At 43.5% G+C, this 14,966-nt stretch carries 17 protein-coding genes, 1 tRNA gene and 1 other RNA gene; 2 read left to right on the forward strand and 17 right to left on the reverse strand.

From position 1 onward, the window contains the following. Window positions 1-22: 22 nt before the first annotated feature. Genes asnS through FZ954_RS04435 form a run of 4 tightly spaced genes read right to left on the reverse strand, consistent with a single transcriptional unit; the run spans window position 23 to window position 3,423 of the window. Complete coding sequence (gene asnS, locus FZ954_RS04420; RefSeq protein WP_148877394.1) at window positions 23-1,369, reverse strand: asparagine--tRNA ligase; 1,347 nt, start codon at window positions 1,367-1,369, stop codon at window positions 23-25. Between the two features lie 22 nt (window positions 1,370-1,391). Continuing rightward, the gene (locus tag FZ954_RS04425) at window positions 1,392-1,757 is read right to left on the reverse strand and encodes a VOC family protein (protein ID WP_125405558.1); all 366 of its coding nucleotides are present in this window, start codon (window positions 1,755-1,757) and stop codon (window positions 1,392-1,394) included. 2 nt (window positions 1,758-1,759) lie between these two features. Then, a complete protein-coding gene (locus FZ954_RS04430) occupies window positions 1,760-2,938 on the reverse strand; it encodes a pyridoxal phosphate-dependent aminotransferase (protein ID WP_148877396.1) in 1,179 nt (392 codons plus the stop codon). Next, complete coding sequence (locus tag FZ954_RS04435; protein ID WP_148877398.1) at window positions 2,935-3,423, reverse strand: DUF5590 domain-containing protein; 489 nt, start codon at window positions 3,421-3,423, stop codon at window positions 2,935-2,937. The genes FZ954_RS04430 and FZ954_RS04435 overlap by 4 nt, the downstream gene beginning before the upstream one ends. An 85-nt stretch (window positions 3,424-3,508) precedes the next feature. Between FZ954_RS04435 and FZ954_RS04440 the strand changes: the two genes are divergently transcribed. Both FZ954_RS04440 and FZ954_RS04445 read left to right on the forward strand, forming a co-directional pair. Further along, entirely contained in the window at window positions 3,509-3,955 is a 447-nt protein-coding gene (locus tag FZ954_RS04440) for a MarR family winged helix-turn-helix transcriptional regulator (protein WP_148877400.1), read from the forward strand. A gap of 87 nt (window positions 3,956-4,042) precedes the next feature. Beyond that, on the forward strand, window positions 4,043-4,591 hold the full coding sequence (locus FZ954_RS04445) for an NADPH-dependent FMN reductase (RefSeq protein ID WP_061422693.1): 549 nt from the start codon (window positions 4,043-4,045) through the stop codon (window positions 4,589-4,591). A gap of 53 nt (window positions 4,592-4,644) precedes the next feature. On the opposite strand, the gene FZ954_RS04450 is transcribed toward FZ954_RS04445, so the two are convergent. From FZ954_RS04450 to FZ954_RS04510, 13 genes are all read right to left on the reverse strand, one after another. Beyond that, entirely contained in the window at window positions 4,645-5,340 is a 696-nt protein-coding gene (locus tag FZ954_RS04450) for an LrgB family protein (RefSeq protein ID WP_148877402.1), read from the reverse strand. Next, window positions 5,333-5,713: a CidA/LrgA family protein gene (locus tag FZ954_RS04455; protein ID WP_005590547.1), complete on the reverse strand. Its 381-nt coding sequence runs from the start codon at window positions 5,711-5,713 to the stop codon at window positions 5,333-5,335. The genes FZ954_RS04450 and FZ954_RS04455 overlap by 8 nt, the downstream gene beginning before the upstream one ends. 210 nt (window positions 5,714-5,923) lie before the next feature. Further along, a tRNA-Ser gene (locus tag FZ954_RS04460) sits at window positions 5,924-6,011 on the reverse strand. Window positions 6,012-6,049: 38 nt separating this feature from the next. Further along, entirely contained in the window at window positions 6,050-6,874 is an 825-nt protein-coding gene (locus tag FZ954_RS04465) for a DUF695 domain-containing protein (protein ID WP_148877404.1), read from the reverse strand. A gap of 27 nt (window positions 6,875-6,901) precedes the next feature. After that, window positions 6,902-7,250, reverse strand: a transfer-messenger RNA (tmRNA) gene (gene ssrA / locus FZ954_RS04470). 108 nt (window positions 7,251-7,358) lie between these two features. Beyond that, entirely contained in the window at window positions 7,359-7,844 is a 486-nt protein-coding gene (locus FZ954_RS04475) for a thioesterase family protein (RefSeq protein ID WP_148877406.1), read from the reverse strand. Window positions 7,845-8,089: 245 nt separating this feature from the next. After that, window positions 8,090-8,425, reverse strand: coding sequence for a YlbF/YmcA family competence regulator (locus FZ954_RS04480; protein ID WP_048765128.1), 336 nt, complete (start codon window positions 8,423-8,425; stop codon window positions 8,090-8,092). Window positions 8,426-8,443: 18 nt separating this feature from the next. Next, on the reverse strand, window positions 8,444-9,550 hold the full coding sequence (locus FZ954_RS04485; RefSeq protein ID WP_148877409.1) for a prephenate dehydrogenase: 1,107 nt from the start codon (window positions 9,548-9,550) through the stop codon (window positions 8,444-8,446). A gap of 15 nt (window positions 9,551-9,565) precedes the next feature. Beyond that, window positions 9,566-10,732, reverse strand: coding sequence for a chorismate synthase (gene aroC, locus FZ954_RS04490; RefSeq protein WP_148877411.1), 1,167 nt, complete (start codon window positions 10,730-10,732; stop codon window positions 9,566-9,568). A 90-nt stretch (window positions 10,733-10,822) separates the two neighbouring features. Further along, window positions 10,823-11,890 (reverse strand): 3-dehydroquinate synthase, encoded by a 1,068-nt coding sequence (gene aroB, locus FZ954_RS04495; RefSeq protein WP_148877413.1) that lies wholly within the window; start codon window positions 11,888-11,890, stop codon window positions 10,823-10,825. A 53-nt stretch (window positions 11,891-11,943) separates the two neighbouring features. Further along, window positions 11,944-12,798 carry a shikimate dehydrogenase gene (locus FZ954_RS04500; RefSeq protein ID WP_148877415.1) on the reverse strand — a complete coding sequence of 285 codons (855 nt, stop codon included), beginning with the start codon at window positions 12,796-12,798 and terminating at the stop codon, window positions 11,944-11,946. Beyond that, window positions 12,788-13,465 (reverse strand): type I 3-dehydroquinate dehydratase, encoded by a 678-nt coding sequence (aroD, locus tag FZ954_RS04505; RefSeq protein WP_148877418.1) that lies wholly within the window; start codon window positions 13,463-13,465, stop codon window positions 12,788-12,790. The genes FZ954_RS04500 and aroD overlap by 11 nt, the downstream gene beginning before the upstream one ends. After that, window positions 13,462-14,625 (reverse strand): class I SAM-dependent rRNA methyltransferase, encoded by a 1,164-nt coding sequence (locus FZ954_RS04510; RefSeq protein WP_148877420.1) that lies wholly within the window; start codon window positions 14,623-14,625, stop codon window positions 13,462-13,464. The genes aroD and FZ954_RS04510 overlap by 4 nt, the downstream gene beginning before the upstream one ends. Window positions 14,626-14,966: the final 341 nt, after the last annotated feature.

The raw sequence follows: 14,966 nt of genomic DNA on the forward strand, positions 1-14,966 counted from the left end.
CCACATGGGCGTTTAATTCGTTTTACGGTTTAATACGGTGCAACATACGTGGGAATGGAATAGCTTCACGGATATGCTTGGTACCTGCTACAAAGGTAACCATACGCTCGATACCGATACCAAATCCACCGTGTGGAACAGATCCATACTTACGAAGATCCAGGTAGAATTCATATTCTGTCGTATCCATACCAAGGTCATTCATTTTAGCAACGAGGGCATCGTAGTCCTCCTCACGCATAGAACCACCGATGATTTCGCCATAGCCTTCTGGTGCAAGCAAGTCTGCACAAAGGACACGGTCTGGATTTCCAGGAACAGGCTTCATGTAGAAAGCCTTGATAGCTGCTGGGTAGTTCACCACAAAAGTTGGTACACCAAAGTGGTTTGAAATCCATGTTTCATGCGGTGAACCGAAGTCATCACCATGTTCCAAATGCTCATAATCTGCATCTTCATCATTTTCATGGGCTTGCAAGAGGTCAATCGCTTCATCATAGGTAACGCGCTTGAATGGCTCAGCAACGTAGCGCTTCAAGAGTTCTACATCACGTTCCAATGTTTCCAAAGCTTGAGGAGCACGGTCAAGAACACCTTGAATCAAGGCTTTGACATAAGCTTCCTGCAAGTCGAGTGACTCATCGTGAGTAACAAAATTATACTCCGCATCCATCATCCAGAACTCTGTCAAATGACGGCGAGTTTTTGATTTTTCTGCACGGAATACAGGACCAAAGTCATAAACACGGCCCAATGCCATGGCTCCTGCTTCAAGGTACAGCTGACCAGATTGGCTCAAGTATGCTGGAGTTCCGAAGTAGTCTGTTTCAAAGAGCTCAGTCGAATCCTCTGCTGCATTTCCTGACAAGATCGGGCTGTCAAACTTGATAAAGCCATTCTTGTCAAAGAATTCATAGGTAGCATAGATGATGGCATTACGGATCTGCATCATGGCAACTTGCTTACGAGAACGTAGCCACAAGTGACGGTTGTCCATGAGGAAGTCTGTTCCGTGTTCTTTTGGCGTGATTGGATAGTCATTTGACTCGCCGATGACTTCGATGTCAGTAATGTCAAGCTCGTAGCCAAATTTTGAACGCTCGTCTTCTTTGACGATCCCTGTCACATAGACAGATGTTTCTTGGCTCAAGCGTTTGATCGTATCAAACTTCTCAAGTCCTACTTCTTCGCCAAATTTCTCAATAAAGTTAGGCTTGAAAGCTACACCTTGGAAAAAGGCAGAACCATCACGCAACTGCAAGAAAGCGATTTTCCCTTTTCCTGACTTGTTGGCCACCCAAGCACCAATCGTTACTTCTTCACCAACATGATTTTTTACATCAATAATTGTTACATTTTTCTTCGACACGTTTTTTTCTCTTTTCTATTTTTTATTCTTTGTGGCAGACTACTTCGACATTATTTCCATCTGGGTCTAGGACAAAGGCTGCATAGTAAGGTAGATGATCACTCCGATAATCAGGTGCACCATTATCTTTTCCACCTGCCTTCAAACCCGCCTCGTAGCAAGCTCTAACCTGCTCGTGGTTTTCTGCAAAAAAAGCAAAGTGAATAGGAGACTGCTCTCCCTTTCCTAGCCAAAAATCTCCACCAGGATGAGGACTATTGGGGGCAACAAAACTGAGTAGAGAGTCAGTTCTAAAATCTAATTCGTAGCCAAGAGGAGCAAGAAAGCTTGTATAAAAGTCTTTTGAAATTTCTAAATCCTTTACTTTAATCTCAAAATGATCAATCATTCTTACTTCTCCATGAAATCCTTGAGGCGTTGAACCGCTTCTTTTAGTGTATCCATGTCAGTCGCATAGCTGAGGCGGACATTTTCTGGCGCACCAAATCCATCCCCTGTCACCAAAGCAACTCCTACTTCTTCTAAAATCGCTGTGGTAAAGGCCGTCACATCTGTATAGCCTTTCATTTCCATCGCTTTTTTAACATTTGGGAAGAGGTAGAAGGCTCCCTGAGGTTTGACAACTTCAAAGCCAGGCACTTGAGCCAGCAAAGGATAAATAATATTCAGGCGTTCTTCAAAGGCCAATCTCATATTTTCGACCGTATCCTGACTACCTGTCAAGGCTTCAATGGCTGCATATTGCGCCACCGCTGTCGGATTAGAAGTCGTTTGCCCTGCAACCTTGCTCATCGCTGAGATAATCTCAGGCTCACCTACAGCATAGCCAATCCGCCAGCCCGTCATAGAGTAGCTCTTGGAAACACCGTTGATGACGACTGTTTGCTTACGAATTTCCTCTGACAGACTAGAAATCGGCGTGAATTTATTGCCATTATAGACCAAGCGGCCATAAATATCATCGGCTAAGATCAGGATATCATGCTCAACAGCCCAGTTCCCGATAGCCAGCAGCTCTTCTGCTGTATAAATCATACCAGTCGGATTGGATGGCGAGTTCAGAACCAAGACCTTGGTCTTCTCAGTACGGGCAGCCTCCAACTGGGCCACCGTCACCTTAAAGTTATTTTCCTCTGTTGCTTGAACAAAAACAGGCTTTCCTTCGGCCATCAAGATCTGGTCGGCATAGCTGACCCAATAAGGCGTCGGAATAATGACTTCATCTCCAGGATCAATCACGCTCATAAAGAAGGTGTAAAGAGAAAACTTAGCACCTGTTGCCACTATCACTTGATTAGACTGAATCTCATAGCCATAGTACTTGGCGAAATAGTCTACAACCGCTGCTTTTAGCTCAGGCAGACCACTTGTTACCGTATAAAAACTAGCTCTGCCATCTTCAATCGCTGCCATCGCTGCTTTCTGAATATTCTTAGGCGTCGGAAAATCTGGCTCTCCCAAGGTCAAAGAAAGGATATCCCTGCCTTCCGCCTTCAAAGCTTTCGCTCTGGCTGCCGCCGCCAGAGTCACACTTTCTTCCATATTTAAAACACGATTGGATAATTTCATAGCCCCTCCTTGCTGAGCAATGTCTTGCTTTCAAATCCGATATTGTAATAAGTGCTTCCAGACTTAATTTCCCAAACAGGCTGACCGTCTAAATAACCAAAAGTAGTCTTATCAATAGAGATCGCTCCATTTTCCTTGGCCAGCTGCTCTGCCTCTGCCTGACTCATCCCATCTTGCAAGCGATAGACATGGATCTTGTTGGAATTTTTTGAAATCAGAACAGCTTCTTCCTCTTTTTTACTAGTTTTCCCAATCAAGCTATAGTAGGACTCTTCGCCATTGTAAATCGCAAAGCTCGTCAGACTTTCCAAATCTGCATATTTCTTAGCGATTTGTTGAGAACCTTCCTTGGCTGACTGCCAAGGCTCGATAGCAAGGTGCAATATCGTAAAAAATGAAAAAACAAGCGCCGTGAGGACGAGGAAAAGCCCAATGGCATAGTGCCTTATAGGAAATTTAGCCCTTTCTTTAATTTTATGTTTCACTGAATCATTATACTACAAATAGCCTGATTTTTCTAGGACTTTTATTACATTTGCATTTATTACTACTTATTGATAAAATGTTGCTATGAAAATAACTGAAAACCTAGACAAGGATACTCTACTTGACCTCAAGACAATTATCGTTCTCCATAAGGCGGAGCGCACCATTCGTAATCTCGAAGCTCAAATTTTTAAAAAGCATAATTTGACGCCAACCCAATTTTCCGTTTTGGAAACCTTATATAGTAAAGGAGAACTGCGGATTCAAGATTTGATTGACAGCATGCTGGCTACATCGGGAAATATGACGGTCGTTATCAAAAACATGGAAAGAGATGGCTGGATAAGTCGCAGCTGCGATCCCAATGACCGCCGCTCCTTTCTCATCCAACTAACCGACCAAGGCCAGAAAAAGATCGAGGCTGTCTTGCCAGAGCACATCGCCAATATCCGCCATATGACTGCATTCCTCTCCCAAAAAGACAAGGAAGATTTGGTGCGGATTTTAAAAACTTTCAAAAGGCTGAGCTAAATTATTGCTAATTAGTGACAATTGTTGTAACATAGTTAGTAACAAGAGGGACACCTCTTAAATAAAGATAAAATGGAGGACACATTTATGTCTAAAGTACTATTTATTGTTGGCTCACTTCGTCAAGGTTCATTCAATCATCAGTTGGCAGCTCAAGCAGAAAAGGCTCTGGCTGGTAAAGCTGAGGTTTCCTATCTGGACTACAAGGATGTACCATTCTTTAACCAAGATATCGAAAGTCCAGCTCCAGCTGCTGTTGCCAAGGTTCGTGAAGAAATCCTTGCAGCTGATGCTATCTGGATCTTCTCACCTGTCTACAACTGGGCCATCCCAGGCGTTGTGAAAAACTTGCTCGACTGGACTTCACGCGCACTTGATCTGTCAGACCCTAGCGGTCCTTCTGCTCTCAACGCCAAAGTGGTAACTGTTTCATCTGTTGCTAACGGCACTTCACCTGATGAGGTCTTCAAGCACTACCGTAGCCTCCTTCCATTCATTCGTATGAATGTGGTTGATCAATTTACTGGTGTCGGTATCAACCCAGAAGCTTGGGGAACTGGCCAATTAGTCCTTTCAGAAGACAAGCTTGCTGAGCTTTCTGCTCAAGCAGATGCCCTCCTAGCAGCTATCAACTAAGATAAATGAAAAACATGAAGCAATATTTCTCAGAAATACTGCTTCATGTTTTTTTATTTTAAGATAATGGCTGCGACGATTGGACTGACAATTACATACATGATCCCTGTCACTCCGATTGCAAGACCTGCCATAGCTCCAGCAACATGTCCATATTTGAAAGCCGTTCCGGTACCAACTGCATGCCCCGTGCCACCTAAGGCCAAGCCAACCGCTACTGGATCCTTAATTTTTAGCAGTTTAAGAATAGTCGGTCCCATGACACTTGTCAAAATACCTGTCGCTACAACAACCACCAAGGTAACAGTTGTCAAGCCCTGCATTTTATCAGTAATTCCTACTGCCATCGCTGTTGTGACAGATTTTGGGAATAGGGAAATCGCTAAAAAGAAGTCCATCCCAAAGAATTTCGCAAGCAGAGCCGTGAAAGTCGTATTGACCACTACAGCGACAAAGGTGCCTAGTAGGATACTGCGAGCATGGTGTTTCATCAGGTGGAAGGTTTTATAAAGCGGAATTCCTAAAGCAACCGTAGACGGTACGATTAAATTGTTCAAATAAGCCCCACCGACATAGTAGTCCTTATAGGAAATTCCCGTTAATTCCAAGAAAGCAATGACCAAAATCGCTGCTAAAAGGAGAGGCGTTGTCAGAGGATGAGGAAATCTACGGAAAATCAGCATCCCAATGAGGTAGGCCAAAATGGACAAGGCGAGGCCAAATAGCGGATTGCTCCAAAGATTAGACATGATCCATCCCTCCTTCCTCATAATCGCCTTCAAAATGCTGCTTGATGAACTGTACGACAAGGGCAATGACGATCACATTTAAAACAATGGCACCAAGGATAATCAGAATAATTGGCAGTAGATAAGGAGCAATCACATGAAATTTATCCATAATACCAACTGCCGGCGGCAGAAAAAGAATGGTCATATTGGCTAACAGGAAGTTGCCGACCATACTGACATGGCGGAGTCTCAATAACTTAAACTGCAAAGCAAGAAATAGCAAGATTAAGCCGATAATACTACCTGGAATGGGAAGATGGAAGACACTTGATATCCCCTCTCCAATGATGGAAATCGAGAAAATAATCATCAACTGGACATATAACTTCATTCAGAACCTCCAAAACTTTCTATGTACAGTTTACTCTTTTTCAGAAAAATTTCAAGGTTTTTCTCAAATAAAAAAGATGGAAACGAATCCATCTGATTGCTTGCATACTATCCTTACTTCTATATTCTCGGAGTCTAGCATTAAACAAAGTGATTGTCGTTCTTCGTCCTGCTATCAAAAAAACGCCTTTAGGCGCTTCTTGAAATACAACGGAAGACATGGGATTCGAACCCACGCACGCTTTTACACGCCTACTGCGTTTCCAACACAGCCTCTTAAGCCTCTTGAGTAATCTTCCATAAAAGAGAAAGACCTGCTTTCTCAAAACTTTATCCATTATACCACATTGCAGCTCCAGCCGCTATACTTTCCGTTATATTTTTTCGAAATTTCTATTAATTCCCAAACATGTTGGTTGATGCTAGGGAGCTCTGTGGTATCAAATCGGGATATTTCTAGTTTGTAAGGTCGAGGATCGCCTTCTTCTTTTTTCCTAGAAGAAATATCATAATCAAGAGCAGAGGCATCCCCCATAAAGGAAACACGATCATCGTAAGTCTCAAAACTAAACTTATGAGTCATTTCCCTTAGTTGACTGTGGTCATCCCCGTCTTTTTCTAAGCGATACCAGATACGCTGGTTTAAGATAGATTGGTACTCATATTCATTTGGATACAAGAAGTCAAAGTATTGTTTCCATTCAGGATCCACCAGAGTAGCTGAACTATATTGATATTTCGAAAATTGCTCCATTACTTGAGCAATAATCGGCATGTGCCGCTCTCTATCTTTCAAATAGTAATAAAACTCTATATGACCATCTGTGATGACTACTCCGACATAGATAGCCGCAATGCGCTTCATCGCTTCTGAAAGACGATCTTCGATGAGGTTCAAATTAGAAAATTCGTCATAATCTGGAAACCCTGTTTCTGGATCAACATTCAAAATAGCGATTTTCAAACGTAGTGCATAAGTATAAGATGGATAGGGAGCGACAGAATCCAAGGCTAAATTTAGACGGATACTAGCCATTCGCTCGTCAATCATAGTCGAAAAAGAGCCCCATTCATTCGGAAGATTCTCTAAATCAGCAGAAACTTCCTCAATGGGTAGATGACTGTCTTGACTTGTCCCTAAGATTTTTCCAAAAAAACTCATATCATCAAAAACCTCATTTACATATCCCTATGGAGCCGGTGGGAGTCGAACCCACGTCCAAACACCTGCCAACACATTTGTCTACGACCATAGGCCATGTCTTCAATTAACTCAGCTTTGACACATGGCTCAAGCCCAAGCTAAGCGAGTCTATCAATCTCTTGTAAAATCCCTAGACTTGATTTTACCGTAGCTTGCTCATAATAAGACCGGTCATCAGACACAAGCAATCCGAATCAGGTCACGCTGGCTGGTTTTTAGGCAGCTAAAGCGTAAGAATTGTTATTTTTTGCAGTTATATTTAACTGGCGTTTTACATCCGCTAGATGAGTCGCAAAATGTGCCGCATAATGCCTGTCGAATCCGTAACGACCCCAAGACAACTAACTATTATACCAAAATAATGTCCTAATTGCAAAAATCAAGATAAAATTACTCCAAAGATACTAAAATTCCCTTGATATAATGCACCAAGGGAATTTGACTACATATGATCTTTCACTGCAACTGCTACCATTCTAGCCTTGGCTCTTGGCTGTCCTGCTACTGACATCTCCATCACGATAATAGCTTTCCTTGCTCCCAACTCCTCAAGCTGCGAAGTGACGATGATTTCCTGATCAATAGGCGTCGGGCTCTGGTAATCAACTTCTAAGCGGGCTGTGATAAAGCGTCCAATGACTGTATCTTGAGTCAAGTCCAAGCCTTTTTCTTGATGGGCAAACCAAGCCGCTGAAGCCGTTCCATGGCAATCAAAAATCATAGCAATCATGCCACCAAAAAGATTGGCCGGCACACCACCAGTATAGTGAGATTCTGGTCGTATTCTAGTGACACATTCCTTCCCATCTAAGCTAGGATAAGTCTTTAAATGCAGGCCTAGATCATTCTTAGGGCCGCAGCCCCAGCAATGTTGAAATCGGTCGCCATATGAATCTTGAATCGCAAACTTTCTTGTTTCTAAAGTCATACCAGTTCCTTTCAAATTTTCTTGTAAGCGCTTTTTGATTAGTATATCAGCCTTTGGGGCAATAGTAAATAGAAAACAGAGTCAATATATTTTAATTGTTGCTATAATCTGATTTTATAAGTTTTCTACCTCTTTCTTGAATTAAAAATACTCATTTTCATCCTTAATAGCCCTTCTAAAGCATAAAAAAACCAAGAAAGCCCGATCTGGCTTCTTGGTTTCATCTAATTTTATAACTTCTTCTATTAGAATAGTTCCTGAATTGGTTCAAAAATAATCCGTTCAATATCAGACAAGTAAATAGAGAGCTGTTGTTGCTTGTTAAAGAAGGCTGATAATAAATCATTGCCTTGGATTTTATCTCCAAAACTCTGCATCTTTTCTTGAATGTCTGGAGTCGGCATTTGACCTGTTTGAGCCAGTTGCTGCAGCTCTTTCTGGAAAGCTAGGTAGTCATCAAAAATAGCCTTGGCTTCACTATCCGCATTGATAGCCTGCTTGCTTTCTACCACAGCTTTGTACTCTGGCATTTCGCGAAGTCCACGGCTGAGTTCATTGGCTAAATCATAAATATTTGACATAGAGTTCTCCATTCTATATTAATCTACGGACACTTGGTAATCCGTATTTTCTTTTACTATTTTAGCAGATTTTTCCAAATCTTGGCGATTTTTAAAGGTGATTTGCAGAATACCGTGGGTATCTTCTCGATTTTCCTCGTTGATACGAATATTGACGACCGAAATTCCGCGCAGAAGCTCCAAAATACCCAATATCGCATCTTCTTCGTCAGGAACTTCAATAAAGAGGTCATAAAAGCTGTCCACACCTGCACGCTTATGAATTTCCATTTGTTTGCGGCTTTGCCGTCCTCGGTCAAAAAATTCCCAGATTGCTGACTCATCCTTAGCCTCAATCGCTGCGGCCACCTTGTCTAACTGATCTTTAAAATCTTCCAGCCGCTCCAAGATAGCTTCAGGATTGGTCAAGAGGATAGAGGTCCACATACCCGGCTCACTCTCCGCAATCCGCGTCATATCTCGAAAACCACCGGCTGCAAAAGACTGGGTCAGCTCATGCTCTTGGCTATAAGCTGCCGCTTGCTCCATCAGACTGGAGGCTAGGATATGCGGAAAATGACTGATTTGACTGGTCACTCGGTCGTGCTCTACAGGATCTACCTGAATAAAGCGGGCATGAAGACCACTCAGCAAATCTTGCATTTCCTCAAGAGTACCTGGCTTAGTCAGATTAGAGGGGGTGAAGATATAATAGGCATTTTCAAAGAGGGTGACATGGGCTGCCTTGGCTCCGGTCTTGTGACTTCCAGCCATGGGATGAGCACCGACAAAGCGGACGGGCTTATGTTGCAAATAATTTTCTGCAGCTGCCACAATCTCAGCCTTGGTTGAGCCAGCATCTGAGATGATAACATTTTCCTTCAGGTTCAGCTCCGCTAGATCCTTGATAAATGCTATGGTTTGCTTGATAGGCACAGCCAGAATAATCACATCAGCCAATGGAGCAAAGGCGGCAAAATCAGCCGTCACTCGGTCTACCATTCCACGTTCCAAGGCGACTCTGCGCGATTCTTCGCTGCGATTATAGCCAAGAATCTCAATCTCAGGATGAGCGCGCCTGATGCCCAAAGCCAAAGATGCTCCAATCAATCCCAGACCAGCGATATAGACCGTTTTTCTCTCCATACCCTCTCCTTACTTCTAAAAGTTCTTAACAAATTCCCGGTGGCGGGCTACCGCATCCTTTAGTTCTTCCAGATTGTCCGAAGAGAACTTCTCCAGAACTTCGGTAGCTAAAACTGTTGCCACCACGCTTTCCATGACAACACCCGCCGCTGGCAGAGCCGTAGGATCGCTCCGCTCCACTGTCGCCTTATAAGGCTCGTGGGTCTCAATATCCACGCTCATAAGTGGCTTGTATAGAGTGGGAATGGGCTTCATAACACCGCGCACCACGATTGGCTGACCATTGGTCATCCCCCCCTCAAAGCCGCCTAGATTATTAGTCCTGCGAGTGAAGCCATCTTCCTCAGACCAAAGGATTTCATCCATGACTTGACTGCCCTTGAGACGGCCTGCTTCAAAGCCCACACCAAACTCAACTCCCTTGAAGGCATTGATGGACACGACTCCCTGAGCAATCTTGGCATCCAGCTTCTTATCCCATTGAACATAGGAGCCCAGACCGACCGGCACACCGCCAACAACCGTCTCAATGACACCACCGATGGTATCCCCGTCTTTCTTAATCTGATCAATATAGGCCTTGATCTCTTCTTCGCGATCGGGACTGACAATGGAAACCTCTGACTGGGCAGCTCTTTCCTTGATTTCTGCTACAGTCAGGTCATCCGGCACATCAATATCAATGCCACCAAAGGTCACGATATGGCTGGCTACCTCTACACCGATTTCTTCCAGCAAGCGCTTGGCTACCGCTCCGACTGCTACACGCATGGTCGTTTCGCGGGCTGAAGAGCGCTCAAGGGAATTTCGCAAATCGTCAAAACGGTATTTCATACCTCCGACCAAGTCCGCATGGCCAGGGCGTGGTTTGGTAATCTTGCGCAGCCCTTTTTTCTTTTCATCTACATCCGCCGCACTCATAATCTCCAGCCATTTCTGATGATCGAGATTTGTGACATTGAGGGTAATCGGACCGCCCATGGTCAAGCCATGCCGAACTCCAGACGTAATCTCGACTTGGTCGCTTTCAATCTTCATACGGGCTCCACGGCCATACCCACCCTGACGGCGCTTGAGCTCAGCATTGATATAGTCAGCGGTCAGAGGAAGACCAGCTGGCACACCCTCAATAATAGCTGTCAGGCGTGGTCCGTGGGATTCTCCTGCTGTTAAGTATCTCATACATTTTCTCCTATTTCTGGGATGGAAAGATATGGATACCCTGTCTATTTTTATCCAAACTGTCCAATCGTCTTAAACTCCATCTGGCACTTATTTCTTCAGAAATTCTTTCATCTCTTCCAACGGAATCTGGTGAATACTAGCCGAACCCAACTCAGGAACCAGTACTAGTTTAATAGAATTCCCTCTAGCCTTCTTATCATGGGTCAAAGCCTGATAGAGAGCAGCCTCATTCCATGGCTGGTAATCCACCGGCAAGCCAAACTTATGACACATACGGATGATGTCTTCTGTGATTCCGGCTGGCATAAGGCCTTTCTTCTCAGCGACACGAGAAATCTGTACCATGCCAATCGCCACAGCTTCACCGTGCATGACTTTTCCATAGCCCGCTGTCGCTTCAATAGCGTGCCCAATGGTATGGCCGAAATTCAGATAGAGGCGGACGCCATTATCCAGCTCGTCCTCGACCACAATCTTACGCTTGACATCGCAGGAATGGTAGATGATACTCTCCGCATGCTCCAAAATCGACTCTGGGCTGCCATCCATTTCTGACAGCTCATCCCAGAGTTCCTTATCCTCAATCAAGCCGTACTTGACCACTTCGCCCATACCTTCGATCAGTTCCCGCTGGCCCAAGGTCTGCAAGACTTCAGGGTCAATCAGGACACCATCAGGCTGAGTAAAAGTGCCAACCATATTCTTGGCCCAAGGCGTATTGACACCTGTCTTACCACCGATAGAAGAGTCCACTTGAGCTGTCAGACTGGTCGGAATCTGAACGAAATGAATCCCCCGCATGTAGGTCGAAGCAACAAACCCTACCAAATCACCAACAACGCCGCCACCCAAGGCCACGATACCATCACTACGGGTCAGACCAACCTTGACCAAAAACTCATAGGCTTTGTTGACCGTCTTTAAGTTCTTGCTGGCTTCGCCCTCCAAAAAGTCAAAGACAAAAGTCTCAAACCCAGCTGCTTCTAAGCTCAGCTTGACCTTTTCCGCATAGAGTCGAGCGACTCTATTGTCCGTGATGATGACCACTTTCTGAGGCTGCCAAAGCTGACTCAGCCAGTTTCCAGCCTGAGATAAGGCTCCTTTTTCGATGAGAATATCATAGGGATGATGGGGGAGATTTACATTCAATTTCATAAGCGCCTCCTTGTTTTTCCTGATCCAACCATAGAGCAGTTGAGTACGAGTAACTATTTATACAGAGCTTCCAGCTGCTGCCAAATTTCCTGAGAAGGCATGGGTTGTCCTGTCCAAAGCTCAAAAGCTTCTGCGGCCTGATAAAGCAACATACCCAGACCATTCACTGCCACTACTTTCTGACTTCGAGCCCACTTTAAAAAAGGTGTTTCAAAAGGTTTATAAATCACATCCGCGACTAAAATCTGGCTCGGCAGCTGAATACTTTCAGCTAATGGCAAAGTTTTTCCATCCATACCCACACTTGTTCCATTGACCAAAAGGTCTGACTGGTTGATTTTATCCTGCAAGATAGCCAAGTCTTCTAAATTCAATACATGAATCCTACTCTCAGTCTGGCGGCTGATAACTGCCATCTTGCTGACAGTCTTATCATAAGAAGACTGCCGAGTAAAGACAAAGATTTCTTCTGCCTGATCCAAAGCAGCTTGAGCGATAATAGCTGTCGCGGCTCCTCCAGCACCTAAAATGGTCATTTTTTTGCCCTGAATAGCAAAAGACGGCAAGCTCTTAAAAAATCCCTTGCCATCCGTATTATATCCTATCAATGTACCATTTTTATTCACCACTGTATTCACAGCCCCGATAAGACGAGCGCTGGGAGCCAATTCATCAAGATATTGGATGACTTCCTGCTTGTAGGGCATTGACAAATTTATCCCAAACATATTATACCTTCGGATATTAGCAACGGTCGCCTCTAAATCCTCTGCTCCAATTTCCAAAGCAAGGTAGACACCATTGACAGCAGTCTTCTCAAAGGCTGTATTATGAATAAATGGTGAAATGCTATGCTTAATCGGCTTAGCAACCACTGCTGCTAGACGAGTATGGCCATCAATTTTCATTTAAAATCTCCCGCACAACCTTCATGTTTGCTAGGGAAACCTGACCTGGTGCACTCGGCTGTTCAACACTGGCAAAAGACCAGCTCGAACCCGTCAAATCCGCGGCTAAGCGAGAAATCTTTCCGACTTTTCCCATAGAAATCGTCACATACTCTTGTTCAGGGTTCAAAATCTTAAATCCACGAGTATAGTTCATCAGATCCAAGACATCCTGCTCATTATGCGCCATAACAGAAACTTTGACCACTTTTGGTGCCAAACTTGTCAATTCTGACAAAATTTCCATCATATTTTCAGGTGTTTCCTCGAAATTATGATAACTGAGAACTAAATTAGGAAACTCGAGCATTTCTTCAAATTTATCTTTATGCGAATAGTATTCAAAATCAACATAGTCTGGCGAATAAAAATTGGTTACTTCCTTGATAAGAGCAACATATTCATCATCTGACAGATCAATTTCGCCACCTTCTCCGCGACTTCGCAGCGTGAAGAGCAATTCACGGCCAGCAAATTTCTCGAAAATAGCAGGAGCAACGTTGAGAATGCTCTCTTTCGGCAAAAAGTCCGCGCGCCATTCGATAATGTCAGCATCATCATAACGACTCACATCAATTGCTTTAGCCTCTTCTAAACTTCTGGGCATGATTGAAACGACTAATTTCATTTGTCCACCTTAATTGTAAATACCTTGAGGTAGTTACTATTCTCATCTTTCTTATTGTATACAAAGTCTGCTGGTAGGCCATATTCCGCTAGATAGCGATGAGGAACTCCTGCAAATCCTTTTTCAATTTCTTTTTTAAACTTACTTTTAGAAACATTAGCTGCGTTGGTCGAAAGAATCAATGTTCCTTTTGGACTCAAGATTTCCAAGGCCTGAGCCACCAAACGATGATAATCTTTCGCAACAGAGAAGGTCTGCTTTTTATTGCGAGCAAAGCTCGGCGGATCAAGGACAATCACATCATATTTCAACTCGTGACGCTTGGCGTATTTGAAATAATCAAAAACATCCATGACCACGAAACGATGCGGCTCTAAATCCAAACCATTGGCTTCAAAATGCGCTTGGGAAAGCTCGCGGCTACGTTTGGCCAAATCCACCGAAGTTGTTTGACTGGCACCGCCCATAGCAGCTGCCACCGAGAAAGCTGCTGTATAAGAAAACATATTGAGCAGACTTTTTCCGCTAGCTAAGCCGTCAACCAAACTCCCCCGCACCTCGTGCTGGTCCAGAAAAATCCCAGTCATCAGGCCATCATTCATGAAGACTTGATAGCGCACGCCATTCTCCAAAACCGTAAAATAGGCTGGCGCTTCTGCTCCGTAGAGATGGGCAGACTCATAGTCCAAGCCCTTGAAGCGAATCTTCTCGTAAGCTCCAGTGACCTCAGGAAAGACCTGCTGGAAAGCAGCCACTATCTGGTCCTTGATTGAAAAAACAAAGGAATTGTACCAAGAGAAAACGGCATAGTTCTCGTAGATGTCAACCGTAAAACCGCCAAAACCGTCACCTTCTTGGTTAAACAGGCGATAGGCTGTCGTATCCTCCGCATGACGGTAATAGAAACGCTTGTCTTTAGCTTTTTCAAACAAATGCTGAAAGAAAGCTGAGTTCAGCTCTACCTTAGCATAGGAAATCAGCCAGCCAAGTCCCTTATTTTGTAAGGAGAGATAAGCTGTTCCCAAGAACTTCCCCTGCTGACTATGCAATTCCACACATTGATCGGTGAATGAAAGAGTTGGAAAATCATTCTTATCTAGAACTAAAATCCCTTTTCTCAACTTTTCCTCTGTCTGTTTATTAACAGTAAGTTTCTTCATAAGCATTATTATACCAAATATTGTGAAAATTCTCAAAGCATATTTATTATTTTCACATAATCTTGTTTTAGTAGAAGAAATTTTCAACATTTTATATATTAAATATTTGTTTTATCAGGCGGACTTTCAAGCAAGCTCCCCTACTTCTACTTTCCACTATCTATCATGGTGCAAAGCCTGTTTAACCTTAGGTATGTTTACGAACAATCTTGAAGCTAGGAAATAATTGCCCTTATTCTAAATTACTTTATAAATAAAATAAACTAAGCACTAAATCACCACAATTTTTCCTCAACTTGAAAAATTGTGATATACTTAGAAGAAGAGAATTTTTAGGAAAT

The organism is Streptococcus sp. Marseille-P7375, from assembly GCF_902460365.1.
GTDB classification, from domain to species: Bacteria; Bacillota; Bacilli; order Lactobacillales; family Streptococcaceae; genus Streptococcus; species Streptococcus cristatus_I.

Bases quoted from the DNA above. Each gene is read 5' to 3' on its own strand.
- FZ954_RS04445 (WP_061422693.1), top strand. From the start codon at position 4,043: ATGTCTAAAGTACTATTTATTGTTGGCTCACTTCGTCAAGGTTCATTC.
- FZ954_RS04510 (WP_148877420.1), bottom strand. From the start codon at position 14,625: ATGAAGAAACTTACTGTTAATAAACAGACAGAGGAAAAGTTGAGAAAA.
- FZ954_RS04425 (WP_125405558.1), bottom strand. From the start codon at position 1,757: ATGATTGATCATTTTGAGATTAAAGTAAAGGATTTAGAAATTTCAAAA.
- FZ954_RS04450 (WP_148877402.1), bottom strand. From the start codon at position 5,340: ATGTCTAATCTTTGGAGCAATCCGCTATTTGGCCTCGCCTTGTCCATT.
- FZ954_RS04475 (WP_148877406.1), bottom strand. From the start codon at position 7,844: ATGACTTTAGAAACAAGAAAGTTTGCGATTCAAGATTCATATGGCGAC.
- FZ954_RS04440 (WP_148877400.1), top strand. From the start codon at position 3,509: ATGAAAATAACTGAAAACCTAGACAAGGATACTCTACTTGACCTCAAG.
- FZ954_RS04430 (WP_148877396.1), bottom strand. From the start codon at position 2,938: ATGAAATTATCCAATCGTGTTTTAAATATGGAAGAAAGTGTGACTCTG.
- FZ954_RS04480 (WP_048765128.1), bottom strand. From the start codon at position 8,425: ATGTCAAATATTTATGATTTAGCCAATGAACTCAGCCGTGGACTTCGC.
- FZ954_RS04455 (WP_005590547.1), bottom strand. From the start codon at position 5,713: ATGAAGTTATATGTCCAGTTGATGATTATTTTCTCGATTTCCATCATT.
- aroD (WP_148877418.1), bottom strand. From the start codon at position 13,465: ATGAAATTAGTCGTTTCAATCATGCCCAGAAGTTTAGAAGAGGCTAAA.
- FZ954_RS04500 (WP_148877415.1), bottom strand. From the start codon at position 12,798: ATGAAAATTGATGGCCATACTCGTCTAGCAGCAGTGGTTGCTAAGCCG.
- aroC (WP_148877411.1), bottom strand. From the start codon at position 10,732: ATGAGATACTTAACAGCAGGAGAATCCCACGGACCACGCCTGACAGCT.
- FZ954_RS04485 (WP_148877409.1), bottom strand. From the start codon at position 9,550: ATGGAGAGAAAAACGGTCTATATCGCTGGTCTGGGATTGATTGGAGCA.
- aroB (WP_148877413.1), bottom strand. From the start codon at position 11,890: ATGAAATTGAATGTAAATCTCCCCCATCATCCCTATGATATTCTCATC.
- FZ954_RS04465 (WP_148877404.1), bottom strand. From the start codon at position 6,874: ATGAGTTTTTTTGGAAAAATCTTAGGGACAAGTCAAGACAGTCATCTA.